Below are 21,196 nucleotides of genomic sequence, written 5' to 3' on the forward strand. Positions count from 1 at the left end.
AACATGTCAAAGTTTGGAGAGTTAATTGGTATTGATGTCCCTGTTTTGCTGGATTTTTATACAGAATGGAATGAGCCTTCCGTTTCTATGCATCCCGTACTAAGAGACGTGGCCGCTGCTCTTGGTGATAAGGCTAAGGTGATAAAAATAGACGTGGATAAAAACGAAGAATTAGCGACAGCTCTAAGAATCAAAGGCCTTCCAACCCTGATGATCTATAAAAAAGGAGAAATGGTCTGGAGACAGAGTGGGGAGCAGGACGCTAATACGCTTATCGGTCTAATGAAAGAATATGTTTAGTTTTTGAGACCCCTCACTTTCTAAATACTTTCGAAAATATATCCTTTTTCTGTAAAATATTCCAATACTTTTGGCAAAGTGTATTTTAGATTTCTGAATGCTTTTATACTATCGTGAAAAATAATGATACTACCCTTTTTAGTATTATTGGTAACGTTGCGAAAACATTCTTCTGGAGATACTTTATTATCCCAATCCTTAGATAACACATCCCATAGAATAATTTGGTATCCAAGGTTTCTTAGCTCTGTTAGTTTGGATTTGCTAAGTTGTCCATAGGGAGGTCTAAAAAGCTTATTTTCTGTTGTTAAATGTTCAGCGATTTTCTTTTCGCAATCCAAAGTGTTTTTTATATATGTCGAAAGATCATTTTTTCTGGCTTTTAAGTGATTCATGGTATGATTTCCGATACTATGATTGGCCGCAATGATTTTTTTAAAAATGTCAGGGTGTTTTTCTATGTTTTCCCCAATACAAAAGAATGTAGCTTTTGCTCTAAAACGTTTAAGTTGGTCCAATACAAATTCAGTAACTTCCGGAATAGGTCCATCGTCAAAGGTAAGATATATCTTTGTCTCATCCTTTGTATAAAAATCCCAGACGTAATTTGGGAACAGTAGTTTAACACTGTTAGGTGTTTTAGTGGGTATGATATCCAAATTAAATATGAAAAAAGGGTCTTATGCAATTATAAGACCCTACTAATTTACTAATTTGATGTATTTTCTAACGTATCAAGTGATTGTAGGCTATCTAAAAATTCTTTTTCCAGATCTTGTTCTTTTCGTTCTAGTGTATCCGGATTATCATATTCCTCGTCTTCAGAATAAAGTCTGGTAAATAGGCGAAGATACCTATTAAATTCTTCTGCTTTTTCTTCAATCATGTCTCTGTCCTGATTGATCAATAATAAATCCACCACACTTCGATACCTTTCTACATTACTTACAATTTCACTAGCATATTCATATTGTTGTTCTAGTGTTAGGCTTCCGAAATAGGTTAATTGCTCTTGATATTTCTTAGCAATTTTATTCCATAGCTCACGTGCCTTTTCTTTTTCTCCAACCTCATAGTATCCGGTCACATATGGTTCTAACAGGGTGTAATACTCATAGAATTCAATAGGCATTTTTTCCATTCCCAAGTCAAGAATCTCTTCGGCCTTTTCTTTCTTGCCTTCATTGAGAAGTGCTTCAACTAATCTAGCAAGGTTGCTTCTATAGGTTATAGCATTTTTACGTGTTTCCGGGTCGTGATAGATATTTGGGTCTTCACTGTTTCCCCAATCCCAGCTTGTTACGTTTTTATACATTACATCTGTATCGATACGTCCCATATCATACGGGTTTCGTTTGTCTATAGGTGTTCTGATTGGAACCAATTTGTAAGTGACACCATCCAATTGAAGATAGTCTTTCATCCATAAGTAATCATCATCCCCAAAACTACCACCGGTAAAATAGATAGGTCTTTCCCAATTATTATTTGCAATAATATCGAGCATGAGTAGACGATTCTTAAATAACAAATCTCCTTTAAGATGGATGTCTATATATGGTACAATAAGATCAGCATCTTTTTGAGGAACGATTCCATTTCGAAGGACCGCTTCTTTGTTAACCGGAATTCTGATATGTTTAGAAGGGAACGTATTCACCTGTTTCCCATTTTGTAGATCTCCTTTAGTTTCTTTTTTGTCACTTTGTATCCAATCCATCCAAGTTTTTATGGGAATGGTATCTCTGGTTATGGGTTTATAGTAAATAGCATCATTGTTCCCAAATCTATAGAAATCGTGTGTCAGTTGAGACGGAATAGGTTTGCCATCATATGCCGCGCGTTTCATCTGATCGATATACCAATCTGTAGCAAATAAGCTAGTATTCACGGTTCGCACATCTGTTCGATATCCTTCTATTTCCTGAGCATACCATAGCGCAAATGTATCATTATCTCCTATTGTAAAAAGAATAGCATCTTGTTGGCAAGATTGAAGATACATTTTGGCCATAGCCTGAGCAGTATATCTATTGGAACGATCGTGGTCATCCCAGTTTTCTGAGGCTAATAGAGTTGGTACAGCAAGTAGACATACAACCGTTATTATAGGGGCTAGTAACTTGGGTTTTAACGAATTCTTGAGTAAATCAAATAAAGCGTAAACACCAAAACCAATCCAAATTGCGAAAACATAAAAAGATCCCACCAATGCATAATCTCTTTCTCTTGGTTCAAAAGGACGTTCATTAAGATATATTTTTAACGCTAAACCGGTAAATAAGAAAAAGACCAATAAGATCCAGAAATTCTTTTTGTCCCGTTGCATTTGAAACACAAATCCGATAAGTCCAAGTAGTAATGGTAAGAAGTAATAGGTGTTACGTGCTTTATTTTTAGTTACGTCACTTGGTAAATTATCTTGGGATCCAAGATGCAGTTCATCTATAAATTTAATACCGCTCAACCAGTTTCCTTCTAAATTTGTGTATTTTCCTTGATTGTCATCTTGTCGTCCAACAAAATTCCACATAAAATATCTCCAGTACATATATCCCATTTGATATTCTATTAGGTATCGGATATTAGAAGCAAAAGAAGGTTTTTCAATATCTAAATAATCTCCAAAAGAGCGTAAAAATTTGTTGTAATCATCATTGTCAAGTTTTCCAACAGCATATTCTCTTCTAAATTGAGTTACCGCTTCTAATAATTCAGATTCATCCTGGTACTCTGGCTTTATGGTAAATCTAATGGGACCGGTAAAATCCATATAGTTAGCGATATGCTCAGTGCTCCACATTCTTGGAAGAAAAGCCTTATGATCATCATCAATATTTTGCTTGGCATTTTTCCAGTCATTTACGATGTCATACTTTCCCGTTTTCAGATTTTTTTCATATTTGGGTTTATCGTCTTCATAGGGATTGTCTTCATCTAACCCTGCATATATTTCTGTAAATTGTGGTCCATAAAATAAATGAGTTTCTGGATATTGTTCCAAATTGTAATAGGCAAGTAATTCACGAGCATTATTTGGGTTATTTTCGTTGATAACTGTTCCTGCATTTGCTCTGATTGGTAACATAATCCAACAAGAGAAACCGATAAATATAAAAAGCACACATAAAACGGCTGAGTTAATCAGAGGATAAGCTTTCTTTCGGGTATATTTTAAAATGTAGTAAAATGCTACAGCAATCGCTAAGGCTAAAAATATGGTTCCAGAATTGAAAGGCATTCCTAAGCTATTTACAAAGGTTACTTCGAACCATCCGAATAACTTTAAAGTAGAAGGGAGTAATAATTTGAAAATAAATAAAAGTATCGCAACTACTACAATATTGGCAATGATGAAGTTTTTAACGGTGACTTTGTAATTTTTAAAGTAATAAAGCAATCCTATGGCAGGTATCGAAAGTAACCCCATGAAGTGAACTCCAAAAGAAAGTCCTGCAATAAATGCAATCAAAATCAACCAGCGGTTTCCTCTTGGCTTATGCATATCTCTTTCCCAAAGTAACCCCAGATAGAAAAGTACCGATAAAATACAGGTGGCCATGGCATACACTTCAGCTTCAACTGCATTAAACCAGAAGCTATCTGTAAAGGCAAATGCCAATGCACCCACTAATCCACTTCCAAGAGTAGCTAAGGCTTTACCTTCAGTGAATTCTTCTTCTTTAATAATTAGCTTTTGAACTAAAATTGTTATGGACCAAAACATAAAAAGTATAGCAAATGCACTCGCAAAAGCAGAAGTCATATTCACTACAAACGCTATCTGAGTGGAATCCGACGCAAATATTGAAGCAAAAGCTCCGATCATTTGAAATAAAGGAGCTCCGGGAGGATGTCCTACCTGTAACTTAGATGAGGTAGCTATATATTCACCAGCGTCCCAAAAACTAGCAGTCGGTTCTACGGTAAGATAATAAACGCACAATGCAATGGTAAAAACTAACCATCCTAATATTTTATTCCACTTTTTAAAGTTGAATGTGTTCATAAGATATTTCTGTTATATAAAGTGTGGCGAATTTAGTAATAAAAATACTTCTCTATTGGTTTTTTTAGCAAACGCTTAACAGAAGTTTATATTTTAAGTGATATACGGTTTAATTCATCCTTGTTTAATTGTTAAAAAATGCACCAAGTGTATTTTTTTGTAAAAAATATTTGCAGGGCAAAAAGAATGTATTAAATTTGCACCCGCAAAGATGCATTGGTCTATGGTGTAACTGGCAACACGTCTGGTTTTGGTCCAGAAGAGTCTAGGTTCGAGCCCTAGTAGACCAACATAAAAGGAGCAGCTAATTTAAAGTTGTTCCTTTTTTTATTAGTAGAGTTAAAGGTGTAATAATGAAAATCAGTGCATTATTACTGTCAGGTGTCTAAGATTTATCCTGAGTGTAATACAGAGCTTATACTATACAAAGTCTGTGGGAGGTTTTATTAGATCAATATAAAAGGGAGCAGTACAAGTACGTCGCTCCCCTTTGTGTATTTATTTTTTACTTTTGTAACTAGATCTTAAATGTTAGCACAGGCCTTTTTGCGTGATTTACCACGTCTTCACCAAGACTTCCGTTGATAAAGTGGGACAAGCCTTTTCTTCCATGTGTGCTGATTCCAATAAGACCAGCATTGACAGAATCCGCAAAATTTAAAATTCCTTTTTCTACATTAATGTCGTTGTAAATGTTTAAGGTATAGTTTTCAATAGGAAGGCCAGAAATCATTCCATTCATTTTTTGCTCAGTTTGACTAGTAGTCTTAAAACTATTGGCAGTATTTATCCATACTAGGTGCAGTTTGGCGTTCAGTTGTTTTGCAAACTCTGAAGCTGCAATAAGGGATGGTTTATCTTCATCATCGAAGTTGGTCGCGTATACCAAGTCGTTAATACTAAATATATCACAATCTTCTTTAATTACAAGTACTGGTTTTTCAGATGTTCTAACAACTTTTTCTGCATTTGACCCAATAAATAGTTCTTCAAAACCAGAAGAACCGTGAGAGCCCATGATGATCATATCTATATCGTTTTTCTTACAAGAATCCATAATCCCATTAAGAACATCCTCAAAACTAACCGTTTCAAATACTTCCAAACCTTGTAAATAATCACTAGCCAAGACTTCCTCGAATTTCTTATGAGTTTGTTTCATAAAAAATATAGCTTCTGGTGCAGGAGCCGATGCTCCAGATGACATTAAGTCAACCAAATGTACGGGCATTTCTAAAATGTGCAAAAGGTAAATTTGACAGTTGTTTTTTTTCGCAATTTGCGCAGCAACTTTTAAAGCACTTTCGGCTTGAGAGGAAAAATCTGTAGGTACTAGAATTTTTTTAATCATGATTAAGGTGTGTTTAAAATAATTGTCAATAAAATTAATTGATTCTGTATTATTTACTTATAATTTAAAAGAAGTATGTTAATAAAATAGGTTTTAATTCTGAATTTAAGCTTAAGTAAGTAGTAAATCACCAATAGTTATTTAAAATTACGAATAAATTCATACTTAACTAGATTTTGAATCTAAGATATTATTACTATCTTTGCACCGTTGAAATTAAAAAACCAGATGGAGGGGACGAGAAGTCCCCTCTTTTTATCTACCTATGTCGTTAAAAGATAAAGTTCAAAATTTATTAGAAGAAGCGTTGTTAGAAAAGCCTTCGCTGTTTCTAATAGAGCAAAAGATACATCCTGGAAATAGTATTGAAATTATTATTGACGGTGATCAGGGCGTTACTGTAGAAGATTGTATCGCAGTTAGTAGGGCAATTGAACATAATTTGGATCGAGAAGAAGAAGATTTTTCTTTACAAGTGATGTCTGCCGGAGTTTCAGAAGGATTAACTCATAAGCGTCAGTATAAAAAAAACATTGGTAGAAAACTTAAGGTAAAAACAGATATTAATGATACCATAGAAGGTGAGTTAACTGCTGCAACTGAAGACAATATAACATTGGTTTGGAAAACAAGAGAGCCTAAACCGGTTGGTAAAGGAAAAATAACAGTAACTAAAGAAGCGAGTATTTCGTATAGCGAAATACAAGAAGCAAAAGTTATAATAACATTTTAATTATAGATTGATATGGAAAATATCGCATTAATAGAATCATTTTCAGAATTTAAGGATGATAAGTTAATCGATCGTGTTACGCTGATGGCGATCTTAGAAGATGTGTTTAGAAATGCACTAAAAAAGAAATTTGGTAGTGATGATAATTTCGATATCATTATAAACCCTGATAAAGGGGATTTAGAAATTTGGAGGAATCGTGTTGTAGTTGCTGATGGAGAAGTTGAAGACGGAAATCAGGAAATATCACTTTCTGAGGCGCGCAAAATAGAACCTGATTTTGAAATAGGAGAAGATGTTTCGCAAGAAGTAAAATTGATTGACCTAGGAAGGCGTTCAATTCTGGCACTACGTCAGAATCTGATTTCAAAAATACACGAACACGATAATACCAATATTTACAAGCAATTTAAAGAGTTAGAAGGAGAAATATACACGGCAGAAGTTCATCATATCCGTCATAGAGCCATCATTTTGTTGGATGATGAGGGTAATGAGATTATTTTACCTAAAGACAGACAAATACCTTCAGACTTTTTTAGAAAAGGAGAAAATGTACGAGGAGTAATCGAGTCTGTAGAGCTGAAAGGTAATAAACCAGCAATCATTATGTCCAGAACATCTCCTTTATTCCTGGAGAAATTGTTTGAGTCAGAAATCCCTGAAGTGTTTGATGGGCTGATAACAGTGAAGAAGGTAGTAAGAATACCTGGAGAAAAAGCAAAAGTTGCAGTCGATTCTTATGATGATAGAATAGATCCTGTCGGAGCGTGTGTAGGTATGAAAGGATCTCGTATCCACGGAATCGTGAGAGAATTAGGGAATGAAAATATTGATGTCATCAATTACACAAATAATCTGCAATTATACATTACCAGAGCTCTCAGCCCTGCAAGGGTTACATCCATAAAACTGGATGAAGAGGCCAATCGTGCAGAGGTAATGTTGAAACCTGAAGAGGTTTCCAAGGCTATCGGACGAGGAGGACATAATATTCGATTAGCAGGTCAATTGACTGGTTATGAGATTGATGTGTTTAGAGAAGGTGTTGAGGAAGATGTAGAATTATCAGAGTTTTCTGATGAGATTGATTCTTGGATTATAGAAGAGTTTGCTAAAATAGGATTAGATACCGCTAAAAGTATTTTAGAGCAAGACATTAAAGATTTAGTAAAGAGAACAGATCTTGAAGAAGAGACTGTTGGTGAGGTTATTAGAATATTAAAATCAGAATTTGAAGATTAATAACTTCAATTAATTTATATTTGAGCAAAAAATAGAGAGGCATTTATGGCTGAAGCAAAAACAATGAGATTAAATAAGGTATTACGCGAATTCAATATCTCGCTAGATCGGGCTGTTGACTTTTTGAATTCAAAAGGTCATGAGATAGACTCGCGTCCTACCACAAAAATTTCTTCAGAGATCTATCAGCTCTTGTTTGATGAATTCCAGACAGATAAGAGTAAAAAGGTGGCTTCAAAAGAGGTTGGTGAGGAAAAAAGAAAAGAAAAAGAAGCACTGCGAGTACAGATTGAGACAGAACAAGAAGAAAAACGTAAACGTGCTGAGGCTCGTGAAGTTGTGAAAGCTAAAGCCCAATTAACCGGACCTAAACAAGTCGGGAAGATTGAGTTGGATAAAAAACAAGAAACTGCAGAACAGCCCAAAGAAAAAGCAGTAACAGAAACTCCTAAAAAGGAGGAGGTTAAAGAGGAACAAAAGAAACCTGAAATAGTTTCAAATAGACCTGCTAAGAAAGGTATTAAAATAGCTAAAGTGGCTGCTATCGACTTAGAGCAGAAAAAAGCTTTAAAACCTACAGAGCAACAAACTTCTAAAAAAGATACTTCAGCTACTCAAGAACCTGAAGTTCAGGCAGAATCTGAAAAAGTTGAAACACAATACAAGAAATTAGACGGTCCTAATTTTACAGGTCAGAAAATTGACTTAACTAAATTTCAAAAACCTGCTAAAAAGAAGGAAGATAAATCTGATAAATCTTCTGACGGAGATGCAAAAAAACGCCGTAGAAGAATAAGTAAGGATGGCGGATCTAAACCTGGTGGTCCTGGAAACAGACAAGGTGGAAATCGTGGTCCAGGAAACAGAGGGCCGGGTAATCGTGGTCCAGGAAAAGGAAAAAGACCCGCTATTGTTAAAGAAGAGCCAAGCGAAGAAGAAGTACAAAAGCAGGTTAGAGAGACTCTTGAAAAACTACAGGGTAAATCTAACAAATCCAAAGCTGCAAAATATCGTAGAGATAAGAGGGATCAACACCGTCAGAAGGCAGAGGATGATGTAGCTCAACAAGAACAAGAGAGTAAAGTACTTAAGGTAACAGAGTTTGTTACTGTTTCTGAAGTGGCTACTATGATGGATGTGCCTACAACTAAGGTGATTTCGGCTTGTATGTCACTTGGTATTATGGTGACAATGAACCAACGTTTGGACGCAGAAACGCTTTCTATCGTTGCAGATGAATTTGGTTATGAGGTAGATTTTGTAACCTCAGATATCGAAGAATCTATAGAAGAAATTGTAGATGCACCAGAAGATCTGGTTTCCAGAGCGCCAATAGTAACAGTGATGGGACACGTTGATCACGGTAAAACATCCTTATTGGATTACATTCGTGAAGAGAATGTAATTGCAGGAGAAAGTGGTGGAATTACCCAGCATATCGGTGCTTATGGGGTGCAGCTAGATAATGGACAAAAAATAGCATTTCTAGATACTCCTGGTCACGAAGCGTTTACGGCAATGCGTGCACGTGGTGCGCAGGTTACAGATTTAGCAATCATCGTGATTGCTGCAGATGATGATGTAATGCCTCAAACGAAAGAAGCGATAAGTCATGCCCAGGCGGCAGGAGTTCCGATTGTTTTTGCAATAAATAAAGTGGATAGGCCAGAGGCTAATCCAGAAAAGATAAAAGAAAAGCTTGCTTCTATGAATTTATTGGTAGAAGATTGGGGTGGAAAAATCCAATCTCACGATATCTCTGCCAAAACAGGTCAAGGAGTGAAAGAACTTTTAGAAAAAGTGCTTTTAGAGGCTGAAATATTGGAATTAAAAGCAAACCCTGATAGATTGGCTTCTGGAACTGTAGTTGAAGCTTTTCTTGATAAAGGTAGAGGATATGTTTCTACAATTCTTGTGCAAACCGGTACACTGAAAGTGGGTGATTATGTATTGGCAGGAAAGAATAGCGGTAAGGTAAAAGCAATGCAGGATGAACGAGGGAAGGACGTAAAAGAAGCCGGACCTTCAACACCAGTGTCTATATTGGGTCTGGATGGAGCGCCTCAAGCGGGTGATAAGTTTAGTGTACTCGAAGATGAAAGAGAAGCAAAAGATATCGCTTCAAAAAGGGCACAATTGCATAGAGAACAATCTGTACGTACACAAAGACATATTACATTAGATGAAATTGGACGTCGAATTGCTCTCGGAGACTTTAAAGAATTGAATATTATTCTTAAAGGTGATGTGGATGGTTCGGTAGAAGCGTTGACAGATTCTTTCCAAAAGCTATCAACCGAAGAAATTCACGTAAATATAATACACAAAGCGGTAGGAGCTATTACAGAAAGCGATGTGCTATTAGCATCAGCATCGGATGCGATTATAATCGGGTTTAATGTAAGGCCTGCCGGTAATGCCCGACAGGTTGCTGATAAAGAGGAAATTGATATCAGAACATACTCGATTATTTATGATGCGATTAATGATCTAAAAGATGCAATGGAAGGAATGCTTTCTCCAGTGATGAAAGAGGAAATTACCGGTACTGCAGAGATTAGAGAAACCTTCAAGATATCTAAAGTAGGTACGATTGCGGGTTGTATGGTTCAGACAGGTAAGATTATCCGAAATGCAGGGATAAGATTGATCCGAGAAGGTGTTGTAGTGTATACAGGTGAGCTTGCTTCTTTAAAGAGATTTAAGGATGACGTAAAAGAAGTTTCTAAAGGATACGATTGTGGATTGCAAGTCAAGAATTATAATGATATCAAGATAGGTGATGTGATAGAATCCTTCCAGGAAGTAGCTGTGAAGAAGAAATTATAAATACTTACATTTTATAAACGACAAAGCCTGATCTTTTGATCAGGCTTTGTCGTTTAAATATTAAACAGAAAGGTTTAGTTTTTTTCGGGCTTAAAAGGAAATGCTCCTGCAAATTCTTTTTTGATATCTTTCAAAGCTCTGTCCATTTCTAACTTACTTCTATAGTTGCCAATCCACACTTTAAAATCCGGTGTTTCCCACTTAATGTCTGTTTTCCATTGAGGAAATGTGGTCTCTGCTTTTTGTAGAACTTTTTGAGCCTCATTCATATTTCCATTATAAAGCTGAATTCTATAATTCTCACTTAGCAGCCCGTCTTTATCCATTTTTGTTTTAATATCAAGCAACTGTTTGATCCTGGGATCTTGATTGATAGTAACGGTTGGTTCTGTAGGAGGGGCTATTTCTATTGTGGTAAAAACAGTTGGATTATCCAAATTTGTGGAGTCCTGAGCACTTAAATAAGTCATTCCTGTAAAACAAAAACCTAATAGCAAAAGGTTGTTTTTTTTGTTTAAAATTCTCATTACAAATAGATTTGACACAAAGGTAAAGTTTAATAACTCAAATTCCTTTAAAAATATTATTTAGAATTATTATAAATTAGCACTTAACAGTTCGCTAACATTTCTAAAATCGACTTATTATAGTACTTTTGCTGACGAATTAAATGGACATGGTTTTGACATCATTTTTTACGAATAATGAAAAAACCATACCAAAATTTAGACGATAATTCTACTTTATAATATGAAACAGGTGAAATACCGAAATTCAGCCTCAAAACTCCTACTTCTAGGAACTGTTTTTTTATTCTCTTTATTGAATCCAGTTTTTGCGCAGGAAGAAGCGGCAACAACGGAAGCTGCTGCTGTTGAATCCACTAATGGTGGTGGAGATGTTGCAAAAGGAGAAGCTTTGTTTAAATCGCTTTGTGCTGCTTGTCACAAGCGTTACAAGAAAATGACGGGGCCAGCTCTTTTTGGAGTTGCAGATAAGTATGAGAGAGAATGGTTGTATTCGTGGATCAAAAATAGTGCAGCTTTGATCGCATCAGGAGATGCTCAGGCTATTGCTATTTGGGAGGAGTATAACAAAACTCCTATGAATGCTTTTCCTCAATTGACAAACACAGATATTGACAATATCTTGGCATATGTAATGGTGCCTAAAGCAGAGCCGTTACCTGCTGCTACAACTGTAGCTCCTGTTGCTGGTTCAGCTGGAGGTTCAGGTGTTTCTTCAAACGTAGTTCTAGCTGCTTTGGCTTTGGTGTTCTTAATGCTGGTTGTAGTGTTGTTTTTAGTAAATAAAACACTTAGAAGTTTTGCAGAAGCTAATGGAGTGGAATTACCAGAAGCAGAGAAGAGAACTCCATTATGGAAAGCCTTTGTACAAAATCAATTTTTAGTACTGGTTTCAGCGATATTCTTACTGCTGGCTAGTGGATACTTTGTTTACGGTTATTTTATGCAGGTAGGTGTGGATCAGGGTTATATGCCTATTCAGCCAATTCACTACTCTCATAAAATTCACGCGGGAGAAAATCAGATAGAATGTAAGTACTGTCATTCTTCGGCTAGAGTTTCCAAGCATTCTGGAATTCCTTCGTTGAATGTATGTATGAACTGCCATAAATCTATAAGTGAAGTCGCAGAAACTACAGCAACTGAGGAGTATTCCAAAGAATTTTACGACGGAGAAATCAAGAAGCTTTATAAAGCTGTTGGTTGGGATGAGAATACGCAGTCGTATACAGGCGAAACTGAGCCTGTGAAATGGGTTCGTATTCATAACCTACCGGATTTTGCATATTTCAACCATTCTCAGCACGTTACTGTTGCAGGGATTGAGTGTCAAAAATGTCATGGTCCTGTAGAAGAAATGGAGATTATGTATCAACACGCTCCTTTAACTATGGGTTGGTGTATCAATTGTCATCGCGAAACCAATGTAAAAGTAGAGGGTAACGAATATTATGATAAAATTCATAAAGAGTTATCTAAGAAATATGGAGTAGATAAACTAACAGCGGCTCAAATGGGCGGTCTGGAATGTGGTAAGTGCCACTATTAATAATGATTTATTCGTTAAAGCGAAAAAATAAGTAAGAAGCTAATATCAATTATATATGTCATCAAACAAGAAATACTGGAAAAGTGTTGAAGAGCTAAACGAAAATAGCTCTATTGTTGAGACGCTACAACAAAATGAATTCGTTCAGGAGATTCCTACGGATGAGTTTTTAGGAGATAAGTCATCTCTGGAGAGTTCTTCGACTTCTCGTCGTGATTTTCTTAAATATGTAGGTTTTAGTACAGCAGCTGCATCTCTTGCAGCTTGCGAAGGCCCAGTGATTAAATCGATACCATACGTTGTGCAGCCCGAACGAATTGTTCCTGGTGTTGCTAACTATTACGCGACTACAATTGCTGATGGTTTTGATTTTGCAAGTGTTTTAATTAAAACTAGAGAAGGTCGACCAATTAAAGTCGAGAATAATAACCTAGCTACTTCTAATGGAGAAGCTAATGCCAGAGTGCATGCATCGGTTTTGTCTCTATATGATAGTACGCGTCTACAAGGACCTAAAAAGGGCGACGAAGATATTAGCTGGGAAGAATTGGATAAAGAGGTTGGTGCTAAATTGAATAGTTTAGGTGGTAAACAAATCGTTTTATTAACTCAAACTTTTGCCAGTCCTTCAACGTCTAAATTAATAGCTGAATTCAAATCGAAATATAATAATGTTTCTCATGTAGTTTATGATGCAGTTTCGTCTAGTGAAGCTTTAGATGCTTATGAGATGATGTATGGTGAAAGGGCATTAGCAGATTACGATTTTTCTAAAGTAAATACGATCGTAAGTGTTGCCGCAGATTTCTTAGGAGATTGGCAAGGTGGTGGATATGATGGAGGTTATGCTCAGGGGCGTGTTCCAAAAAATGGTAAAATGTCAAAGCATATCCAGTTTGAGGCTAATATGTCTCTTTCTGGAGCAAATGCGGATAGAAGAGTAAAGGCAACTCCTACTCAACAAAAGCAGGTGTTAGCAGCTTTGTATAAGTATGTGACTGGAGCAGGGTCTAAAGGATCTTTGGATGCTGGATTGGATGCCGAGGTTGTGAAGGCAGCAAAACAAATTCAAAAAGCCGGAAGCAACGCTGTTGTTGTTTCAGGAATTCAAGATATAGATGCGCAATTATTGGTTTTAGCAATCAATAAGCATATTGCAAGTAAAGCTTTTAATGAAAATACCCCTCGTAAAATACGTCAGGGTAATGCAAAAGCTGTTGCTCAGTTAGTGAAAGACATGAATGCAGGACGCGTTGGAGGTTTACTGATAGCGGGTGTAAATCCGGCATATTCTCTTCCAAATGCAAACGAATTTGTAGAAGGACTTAAAAAGGTTGATATATCTGTCGCTTTTAGTATGCATAACGACGAAACAGCTTCTTTATGTAACTATGTGGCCACAACTCCGCATTATTTGGAGTCTTGGGGAGATGTAGAATTAAAGAAAGGTAGCTACAGTTTGATGCAGCCTACTATTCGTCCTTTATTTGATACCAGACAGTTTCAGGAAACACTATTAAAATGGACTGGAAATACTGCCGCGTATAATGATTATATCAAAGATGCTTGGACTGGGGTTCTTGGTGGAACTTCTTGGAATCAGGCATTGCACGATGGGGTATTGGTTAAACCGGTGCTTCCGAAAGAATCGTTAGAGACTGCTATAACCACTCCTGAAGGAGATTCTGAAGAATTAGAAGCTCAAGCTGGTCCTAATGTAGGTGCAGCTGCCAGAAGACTGGCTACAGCAAAGTCAAACGGATTAGAACTTACTTTGTATACAAAAACTGCATTAGGTGATGGACAACAGGCAAACAACCCTTGGTTGCAAGAGATGCCGGATCCAATTACCAGAGCTTCTTGGGATAATTATTTAACGGTATCCAGAGCAGATGCAGAGTCGTTGGAATTAATAAATGAAAACGTGGCCAATGGTGCTCTTAACGGAAGTTATGCTACAATCACGGTTAATGGGGTAAGTGTTACTGCTCCTGTAATTATACAACCGGGACAAGCAAAAGGTTCTATTGGTTTAGCCTTAGGATATGGTAAGGCAAAAGGTATAAAAGAGGAGATGCAGGTGGGTGTAAACGCTTATCCATTGTATCAAAATCAAAATGCAGTGCAAGTGGCTACTCTTTCAAAGGCAGAAGGTGTACATGAATTTGCGTGCGTTCAGTTGCACAATACCTTAATGGGTCGTGGAGATATTATAAAAGAAACGACTCTAGAGATATTTAATACAAAAGATAAACACGAATGGAATGCAGTTCCTGAAGTGAGTAAAAATCATATAGAGTACGAAGTTACTTCTCCAGAAGTGGATCTATGGGATGAATTTGATCGTTCTATTGGGCATCATTTTAACCTTTCTATAGACTTAAACGCCTGTACAGGATGCGGAGCTTGTGTAATCGCTTGTCACGCTGAAAACAACGTTCCTGTTGTTGGTAAGTCTGAAATACGTAGATCACGAGATATGCATTGGTTACGCATTGATCGTTATTATTCTTCAGAAGAAAGTTTTGAAGGTGATAATAATAAAAAAGATGCGATCGCTGGATTAGGTAGTTCGTTATCTGAATTTGGAGAGATGGAAATGCCATCAGACAATCCAGAGGTTGCGTTCCAACCGGTAATGTGTCAGCATTGTAACCACGCTCCTTGTGAGACTGTATGCCCTGTAGCGGCTACGTCTCACGGCAGACAAGGTCAGAATCATATGGCTTATAATCGTTGTGTTGGTACTAGATATTGTGCAAACAACTGTCCATATAAAGTACGTCGTTTCAATTGGTTCTTATATAATAAGAATGATGAATTCGATTATCATATGAATAATGATTTAGGGCGTATGGTGTTGAATCCTGATGTAACTGTTCGTTCAAGAGGGGTTATGGAAAAATGTTCTATGTGTATCCAAATGACTCAAAAGACGATTTTAGATGCAAAGAGAGACGGAAGAGCTATAAAAGACGGAGAGTTTCAAACTGCTTGTTCAGCTGCTTGTTCTTCTGGAGCAATGACGTTTGGAGATATTAATGATAAAGATAGCAAGGTAGCTAAATTAACAAAGGATGAACGTATGTATCACTTACTTGAGCACGTGGGTACTAAACCAAATGTGATGTATCAAACAAAAGTAAGAAATACTTCAGAAGCCTAATTAACTAAATAAAGAATCAATTCAATTATAAAGGATTATGTCTCATTACGAAGCACCTATAAGAAAGCCTTTAGTAACTGGCGATAAAACGTACCACGACGTAACTGTGGATGTGGCAGCACCAGTTGAAGGTAAAGCAAATAAATCTTGGTGGATTGTGTTTTCTATCGCTCTTTTTGCTTTCCTATGGGGAATAGGTTGTATAATTTATACAGTATCAACAGGTATTGGAACCTGGGGATTAAATAAAACAGTAGGATGGGCCTGGGATATCACCAACTTTGTTTGGTGGGTAGGTATAGGTCACGCGGGAACGCTTATTTCTGCTGTATTACTTTTATTCCGTCAAAAATGGAGAATGGCGATTAACAGATCGGCGGAAGCAATGACAATATTTTCGGTTATTCAAGCAGGTTTGTTTCCGATTATTCATATGGGACGTCCTTGGTTGGCATATTGGGTATTACCAATTCCAAACCAGTTTGGGTCCTTATGGGTAAACTTTAACTCACCATTACTCTGGGATGTATTTGCGATCTCTACGTACCTCTCCGTTTCTTTAGTATTCTGGTGGACTGGATTATTGCCTGACTTTGCAATGATCAGAGACCGTGCAATCACACCTTTTAATAAAAAAATATATAGTATACTTTCTTTTGGATGGAGTGGTAGAGCAAAGGATTGGCAACGATTTGAAGAAGTGTCTTTGGTACTTGCTGGTTTAGCAACACCATTAGTACTTTCTGTACATACCATTGTATCCTTTGACTTCGCAACTTCGGTGATTCCGGGTTGGCACACAACGATTTTTCCTCCATATTTCGTGGCAGGTGCGATCTTTTCTGGATTTGCTATGGTAAATACACTTCTTATTATTATGAGAAAGGTATCTAACTTAGAGAATTATATCACAATACAGCACATAGAATTAATGAATATTGTAATTATGATTACAGGTTCTATAGTGGGTGTGGCGTATATTACAGAGCTGTTTGTAGCTTGGTACTCTGGTGTAGAATATGAGCAGTATGCTTTCTTGAACAGGGCAACAGGACCTTATTGGTGGGCATATTGGGCTATGATGTCTTGTAACGTATTCTCTCCGCAGTTTATGTGGTTCCCTAAGTTGAGAAGAAGTATAATGTTTTCATTTATCATTTCTATCGTTGTAAATATCGGGATGTGGTTTGAACGTTTTGTGATTATTGTAACTTCGTTACATAGAGATTATTTACCATCTTCTTGGACAATGTTTTCGCCGACATTTGTAGATATCGGTATCTTTATCGGAACAATTGGATTTTTCTTTGTGTTATTCTTGTTATATGCGCGTACTTTCCCTGTAATTGCACAAGCAGAGGTGAAAACAATTTTGAAATCATCAGGTGAAAAATATAAAAAGCTTAGAGAAGCAGGTATAGATCATAGAGACGAGCTTCCTAAAGTTGGAGTAAAAGTTTCTTCTGAGACGATTGTAAAAGATATAGATTCAGAAGATACCCAAAAAAATCTGGATAGTCTATTAGGTAACATTGGTTCTTTTGATCCTAATGTTCAGACAGCGGACGATCTTAAAGAGATTAACGGGATTGGACCGGTAATGGAGGTGAAACTGAATGAGCTAGGTATTTTTACGTTTGATCAGGTAAGTAAAATGACCGAAACCGAATACAATTTATTAGATAGTATCACAGGATCTTTCCCAGGCAGAGCACAACGCGATGATTGGGCTGGGCAAGCTGAAAAATTAAAAAACAACTAGAAGTATGGCATCTAAAGTTATACATGCATTATATACAGATGATGATGTCCTGATGGACGCTGTAAAGCAGGTTCGTAAAGAGCATTATCATATTGAAGAGGTTTATACACCTTTTCCTGTTCACGGTCTTGATAAGGCAATGGGATTAGAACCTACAAGGTTAGCGATTACATCTTTCCTTTATGGATGTGTTGGATTAACAGTGGCGATCACCATGATGAATTACATAATGATCGAAGATTGGCCGCAAAACATAGGGGGAAAACCAAGTTTTAGTTATATAGAAAACATGCCGGCTTTTGTTCCGATTATGTTTGAGCTTACGGTGTTCTTTGCAGCGCATTTAATGGTAATCACTTTCTATATGAGAAGTAAGCTATGGCCATTTAAAGAAGCTGAAAACCCCGATGTGAGAACTACAGATGATCATTTTTTGATGGAAGTAGATGCTGGTAACCACGATGTGGAAACAATGACCACTTTCTTAAGTAACACAGGCGCTGTAGAAATCAAGATAATAGATAAGCAAGAAGATAACCATTAGTAATAATGAAGAATAGTTTAAATATAATAGTAGTAGCAATAGTGATAATAAGTTTCGTCTCTTGTCAGAAAGATTCTAAACCTAATTATCAATATATGCCTAATATGTATGAACCAATAGGTTATGAAGCTTATGGGGAATACAGTGTTTTTCCAGGAGATCAGGAAGCTATGTTACCTGTAGAAGGTTCTGTGCCAAGAGGATGGATGCCATACGATTTTAAGAATTCACCTGAAGGTTATCAATTGGCAAAAGACTCTCTGAAGAACCCAATCCGTTATACCACAGAAAATGAGGAAGCAGGTAAGGCATTGTATGATATCTACTGTGCTATATGTCACGGAACCAAGGGAGATGGAAAAGGCACTTTAGTAAAAAGAGAAAAAATTCTTGGGGTTCCTAGTTATGATGATGTAGGAAGGGCGATTACTGAAGGTAGTATTTATCACGTAATGTACTATGGTATAAATTCGATGGGTTCATATGCTTCACAGACAGATGAGCAAGAAAGATGGCAAATCGTACAATATGTTGAAAAATTAAAAGCGGATCTTGAGGGGAAGACACCTAGAATAGATAAAGAAAGCGATGCGCCTTCAAGTCTTATTCCTGCTGTGGAGAAAAGACCTGAAGAAATCGAAGAAACTCACTAATTAATAATAGTTAAGAATAACGATATTATATAAATATGTATACGCTATCAAGTAAATTAAAATTATTTTCTATCATTCTTGTGGTGGTTGGTGCAATAGGCCTTACTATAGGTTTTCTTTCGGCTCCGAGTTCTATTGAAGAGGTAAAAGAAATGATGGCAAGTCACGATGCCCATGGAAGTGGTCACGGGGATTCACAAGCTGCTGAAATTCACAAAGGAAATACAATCCACGCAGAAAATGGTTTAGAGAAGGACCACCATAGTGGAGATGAACATTATACTCACGTATTGCATCAATTACAAAATAAACCTTGGGCTGCATTGTATGTAGCGGCGTTTTTCTTCTTTATGATTGCGCTTGGTGTATTGGCATTTTATGCGATTCAGTTTGCATCTCAAGCTGGTTGGTCTCCCGTATTATTTAGAGTAATGGAGGCTATAACGGCATATTTAGTTCCCGGAGGGATCATTTTATTTGTTATTTTGATGTTTTCAGGATTCCATATGAATCATATTTTTCATTGGATGGATTCTGAGTTAATAGATCCTTCTAGCGATAAATACGATGCTTTAATCGCAGGAAAAAGTGGATGGTTAAATGTACCGTTCTTTTTAATCAGAGCAGCTATTTTCTTAGGAGGTTGGATGTTATATCGTCATTTTGCAGTGAAATATTCTAGAAAACAAGACGAAGATGCAACGGGTAATAAGTGGTATAAAAAGAGTTTTAAAATCTCTGCTGGTTTCTTGGTATTCTTTATATATACAGAATCTATGGCGTCTTGGGATTGGATAATGAGTTTTGATCCGCATTGGTTTAGTACCTTATTCGGATGGTATGTATTTGCAAGTTTATTCGTATCGGGTATAACAACTATTGCGTTGATAACAATTTACCTAAAATCAAAAGGATATTTAGAGTTCGTTAATAATAGTCATATTCACGATTTGGCAAAATTTATGTTCGGTGTTAGTATATTCTGGACGTATCTTTGGTTTTCTCAGTTTATGTTGATATGGTACTCTAATATTCCTGAAGAGGTAACATACTTTATTACTCGTATTGAGGATTATAAACTACCATTCTTTGGAATGTTGGTAATGAATTTCATTTTCCCACTATTGGTATTAATGAACAGTGATTACAAACGTATTAATTGGTTTGTGGTAATGGCAGGTATTATTATTTTGTGTGGGCATTATGTGGATGTGTTCAATATGGTTATGCCGGCCACTGTGGGAGAATCTTGGTTCATTGGTATTACCGAAATTAGTGCAGTAATGCTTTTCTTAGGATTATTTTTATTTGTAGTATTCAAAGCACTAACCAAAGCACCATTACTAGCAAAAGGGAATCCATATATCGAAGAAAGTAAACACTTTCATTATTAAAAAATAGATTGTAAAAAAGAAGATAGATAAAAAATGACTGTATTCTTAACCATAGTAGTTGTAGCGCTTATTGGGATCTCCTTATGGCAGATGTCAAAAATATTGAAATTGTCTCAAGCTAAAGATGCAGATAATTCTCAGGTAGCTAATGACAAGGATAATAACTTACAAGGTAAGTTGATGCTTGCTTTTGTGATATTTATATACCTTTTAACAATCTTTTGTTTTGTACAATATAACAGTTTTTTCCTTCCGGAGTCTGCATCAGAGCACGGAGTTGAATATGATAGATTGATGTTAATATCAATGGTGTTGATTATGTTTGTTCAGATCATTACTCAGGGATTATTGCATTTCTTTTCATACAAATACAGAGGTAACAAAAACAATAAGGCATTGTTTTTTGCAGACAATGATAAGTTGGAGTTTATTTGGACAATCATACCCGTAATTGTTTTGGCAGGATTGATCATATACGGATTGTTTACCTGGACAGATATTATGAATATTGATGAAGAAGAAGGGAATCCTCTAATAATAGAATTGTATGCATACCAGTTCGATTGGAGGGCTAGGTATTCTGGAGAGGATAATGTATTAGGAAAAGCAAACGTTCGTTTTATAGAAGGTGTAAATACTTTAGGACTTGATGCATCAGATTCTTATGGTATGGATGATAAGATTGTAAATGAACTACATTTACCAGTGAACAGGAAGGTAATCTTTAAAATGCGTTCGCAAGATGTTTTGCATTCTGCCTATATGCCATTTTTTAGAGCACAAATGAATGTGGTTCCGGGTATGATTACAGAGTTTTCATATACACCCACCATGACTTCTGAAGAAATGCGTAACAGTGAGTTTATGGTGGAGAAAGTTGCAACGATAAACAAAATTAGAAGAGAGAAAAGTAAAGACTTAGTTGCAGCCGGAGACGAAGCTCTTGAAAATTATGAATTTGATTACTATTTGTTATGTAATAAAATTTGTGGGGCTTCGCATTACAATATGCAAATGAAAATTGTAGTAGAGTCTGAAGAAGATTATAATGCTTGGTTAAAAGAACAACAAACGTTCAAGGAGCAGTTATCTGCTCAAGCAAGTAATTAAGGAAGAAAAGAAAAAGAAAAATTA

At 36.4% G+C, this 21,196-nt stretch carries 15 protein-coding genes and 1 tRNA gene; 12 read left to right on the forward strand and 4 right to left on the reverse strand.

Going from position 1 to position 21,196, the window contains the following annotated elements; genetic code table 11:
* Window positions 1-3 precede the first annotated feature (3 nt).
* Window positions 4-300, forward strand: coding sequence for a thioredoxin family protein (locus ACE94K_RS06585; RefSeq protein WP_378181700.1), 297 nt, complete (start codon window positions 4-6; stop codon window positions 298-300).
* A gap of 20 nt (window positions 301-320) precedes the next feature.
* Here the strand turns inward: ACE94K_RS06585 and ACE94K_RS06590 are convergent, their stop codons facing one another.
* Entirely contained in the window at window positions 321-959 is a 639-nt protein-coding gene (locus ACE94K_RS06590) for a polysaccharide deacetylase family protein (RefSeq protein WP_378181703.1), read from the reverse strand.
* 50 nt (window positions 960-1,009) lie between these two features.
* Window positions 1,010-4,309: a DUF2723 domain-containing protein gene (locus ACE94K_RS06595; RefSeq protein ID WP_378181706.1), complete on the reverse strand. Its 3,300-nt coding sequence runs from the start codon at window positions 4,307-4,309 to the stop codon at window positions 1,010-1,012.
* Between the two features lie 217 nt (window positions 4,310-4,526).
* Between ACE94K_RS06595 and ACE94K_RS06600 the strand changes: the two genes are divergently transcribed.
* Window positions 4,527-4,599 (forward strand) — tRNA-Gln (locus ACE94K_RS06600).
* Between the two features lie 227 nt (window positions 4,600-4,826).
* Here ACE94K_RS06600 and ACE94K_RS06605 read toward each other — a convergent pair.
* Window positions 4,827-5,660, reverse strand: a complete 834-nt coding sequence (locus ACE94K_RS06605) for a universal stress protein (RefSeq protein WP_378181709.1) — start codon at window positions 5,658-5,660, stop codon at window positions 4,827-4,829.
* Window positions 5,661-5,925: 265 nt separating this feature from the next.
* Between ACE94K_RS06605 and rimP the strand changes: the two genes are divergently transcribed.
* The 3 genes from rimP to infB are packed head-to-tail and all read left to right on the forward strand — an operon-like array spanning window position 5,926 to window position 10,467.
* Window positions 5,926-6,393 (forward strand): ribosome assembly cofactor RimP, encoded by a 468-nt coding sequence (gene rimP, locus ACE94K_RS06610; protein WP_378181712.1) that lies wholly within the window; start codon window positions 5,926-5,928, stop codon window positions 6,391-6,393.
* Window positions 6,394-6,405: 12 nt separating this feature from the next.
* A complete protein-coding gene (gene nusA, locus ACE94K_RS06615; RefSeq protein WP_378181715.1) occupies window positions 6,406-7,638 on the forward strand; it encodes a transcription termination factor NusA in 1,233 nt (410 codons plus the stop codon).
* Window positions 7,639-7,683: 45 nt separating this feature from the next.
* Window positions 7,684-10,467 (forward strand): translation initiation factor IF-2, encoded by a 2,784-nt coding sequence (gene infB / locus ACE94K_RS06620; RefSeq protein ID WP_378181718.1) that lies wholly within the window; start codon window positions 7,684-7,686, stop codon window positions 10,465-10,467.
* Between the two features lie 74 nt (window positions 10,468-10,541).
* Here the strand turns inward: infB and ACE94K_RS06625 are convergent, their stop codons facing one another.
* Window positions 10,542-10,994, reverse strand: a complete 453-nt coding sequence (locus tag ACE94K_RS06625; protein ID WP_378181721.1) for an SPOR domain-containing protein — start codon at window positions 10,992-10,994, stop codon at window positions 10,542-10,544.
* Between the two features lie 223 nt (window positions 10,995-11,217).
* Between ACE94K_RS06625 and ACE94K_RS06630 the strand changes: the two genes are divergently transcribed.
* The 7 genes from ACE94K_RS06630 to ACE94K_RS06660 are packed head-to-tail and all read left to right on the forward strand — an operon-like array spanning window position 11,218 to window position 21,172.
* Window positions 11,218-12,543, forward strand: coding sequence for a c-type cytochrome (locus ACE94K_RS06630; protein ID WP_378181724.1), 1,326 nt, complete (start codon window positions 11,218-11,220; stop codon window positions 12,541-12,543).
* A 55-nt stretch (window positions 12,544-12,598) separates the two neighbouring features.
* Window positions 12,599-15,709: a TAT-variant-translocated molybdopterin oxidoreductase gene (locus tag ACE94K_RS06635; RefSeq protein ID WP_378181727.1), complete on the forward strand. Its 3,111-nt coding sequence runs from the start codon at window positions 12,599-12,601 to the stop codon at window positions 15,707-15,709.
* Window positions 15,710-15,743: 34 nt separating this feature from the next.
* Window positions 15,744-17,471, forward strand: coding sequence for an NrfD/PsrC family molybdoenzyme membrane anchor subunit (nrfD, locus tag ACE94K_RS06640; RefSeq protein WP_378184241.1), 1,728 nt, complete (start codon window positions 15,744-15,746; stop codon window positions 17,469-17,471).
* Between the two features lie 4 nt (window positions 17,472-17,475).
* Window positions 17,476-18,015 carry a DUF3341 domain-containing protein gene (locus ACE94K_RS06645; RefSeq protein ID WP_378181730.1) on the forward strand — a complete coding sequence of 180 codons (540 nt, stop codon included), beginning with the start codon at window positions 17,476-17,478 and terminating at the stop codon, window positions 18,013-18,015.
* Window positions 18,016-18,020: 5 nt separating this feature from the next.
* Complete coding sequence (locus tag ACE94K_RS06650) at window positions 18,021-18,668, forward strand: c-type cytochrome (RefSeq protein ID WP_378181733.1); 648 nt, start codon at window positions 18,021-18,023, stop codon at window positions 18,666-18,668.
* A 35-nt stretch (window positions 18,669-18,703) separates the two neighbouring features.
* A complete protein-coding gene (locus ACE94K_RS06655; RefSeq protein ID WP_378181736.1) occupies window positions 18,704-20,062 on the forward strand; it encodes a quinol:cytochrome C oxidoreductase in 1,359 nt (452 codons plus the stop codon).
* 33 nt (window positions 20,063-20,095) lie between these two features.
* A complete protein-coding gene (locus ACE94K_RS06660; protein WP_378181739.1) occupies window positions 20,096-21,172 on the forward strand; it encodes a cytochrome c oxidase subunit II in 1,077 nt (358 codons plus the stop codon).
* The last annotated feature ends 24 nt before the right edge of the window (window positions 21,173-21,196 follow it).

Source organism: Aquimarina besae (genome assembly GCF_042434905.1).
Lineage (GTDB): Bacteria > Bacteroidota > Bacteroidia > Flavobacteriales > Flavobacteriaceae > Aquimarina.

Bases quoted from the DNA above. Each gene is read 5' to 3' on its own strand.
- rimP (WP_378181712.1), top strand. From the start codon at position 5,926: ATGTCGTTAAAAGATAAAGTTCAAAATTTATTAGAAGAAGCGTTGTTA.
- ACE94K_RS06585 (WP_378181700.1), top strand. From the start codon at position 4: ATGTCAAAGTTTGGAGAGTTAATTGGTATTGATGTCCCTGTTTTGCTG.
- ACE94K_RS06655 (WP_378181736.1), top strand. From the start codon at position 18,704: ATGTATACGCTATCAAGTAAATTAAAATTATTTTCTATCATTCTTGTG.
- infB (WP_378181718.1), top strand. From the start codon at position 7,684: ATGGCTGAAGCAAAAACAATGAGATTAAATAAGGTATTACGCGAATTC.
- ACE94K_RS06595 (WP_378181706.1), bottom strand. From the start codon at position 4,309: ATGAACACATTCAACTTTAAAAAGTGGAATAAAATATTAGGATGGTTA.
- ACE94K_RS06645 (WP_378181730.1), top strand. From the start codon at position 17,476: ATGGCATCTAAAGTTATACATGCATTATATACAGATGATGATGTCCTG.
- ACE94K_RS06630 (WP_378181724.1), top strand. From the start codon at position 11,218: ATGAAACAGGTGAAATACCGAAATTCAGCCTCAAAACTCCTACTTCTA.
- ACE94K_RS06605 (WP_378181709.1), bottom strand. From the start codon at position 5,660: ATGATTAAAAAAATTCTAGTACCTACAGATTTTTCCTCTCAAGCCGAA.
- ACE94K_RS06625 (WP_378181721.1), bottom strand. From the start codon at position 10,994: ATGAGAATTTTAAACAAAAAAAACAACCTTTTGCTATTAGGTTTTTGT.
- nusA (WP_378181715.1), top strand. From the start codon at position 6,406: ATGGAAAATATCGCATTAATAGAATCATTTTCAGAATTTAAGGATGAT.
- ACE94K_RS06635 (WP_378181727.1), top strand. From the start codon at position 12,599: ATGTCATCAAACAAGAAATACTGGAAAAGTGTTGAAGAGCTAAACGAA.
- ACE94K_RS06660 (WP_378181739.1), top strand. From the start codon at position 20,096: ATGACTGTATTCTTAACCATAGTAGTTGTAGCGCTTATTGGGATCTCC.
- ACE94K_RS06650 (WP_378181733.1), top strand. From the start codon at position 18,021: ATGAAGAATAGTTTAAATATAATAGTAGTAGCAATAGTGATAATAAGT.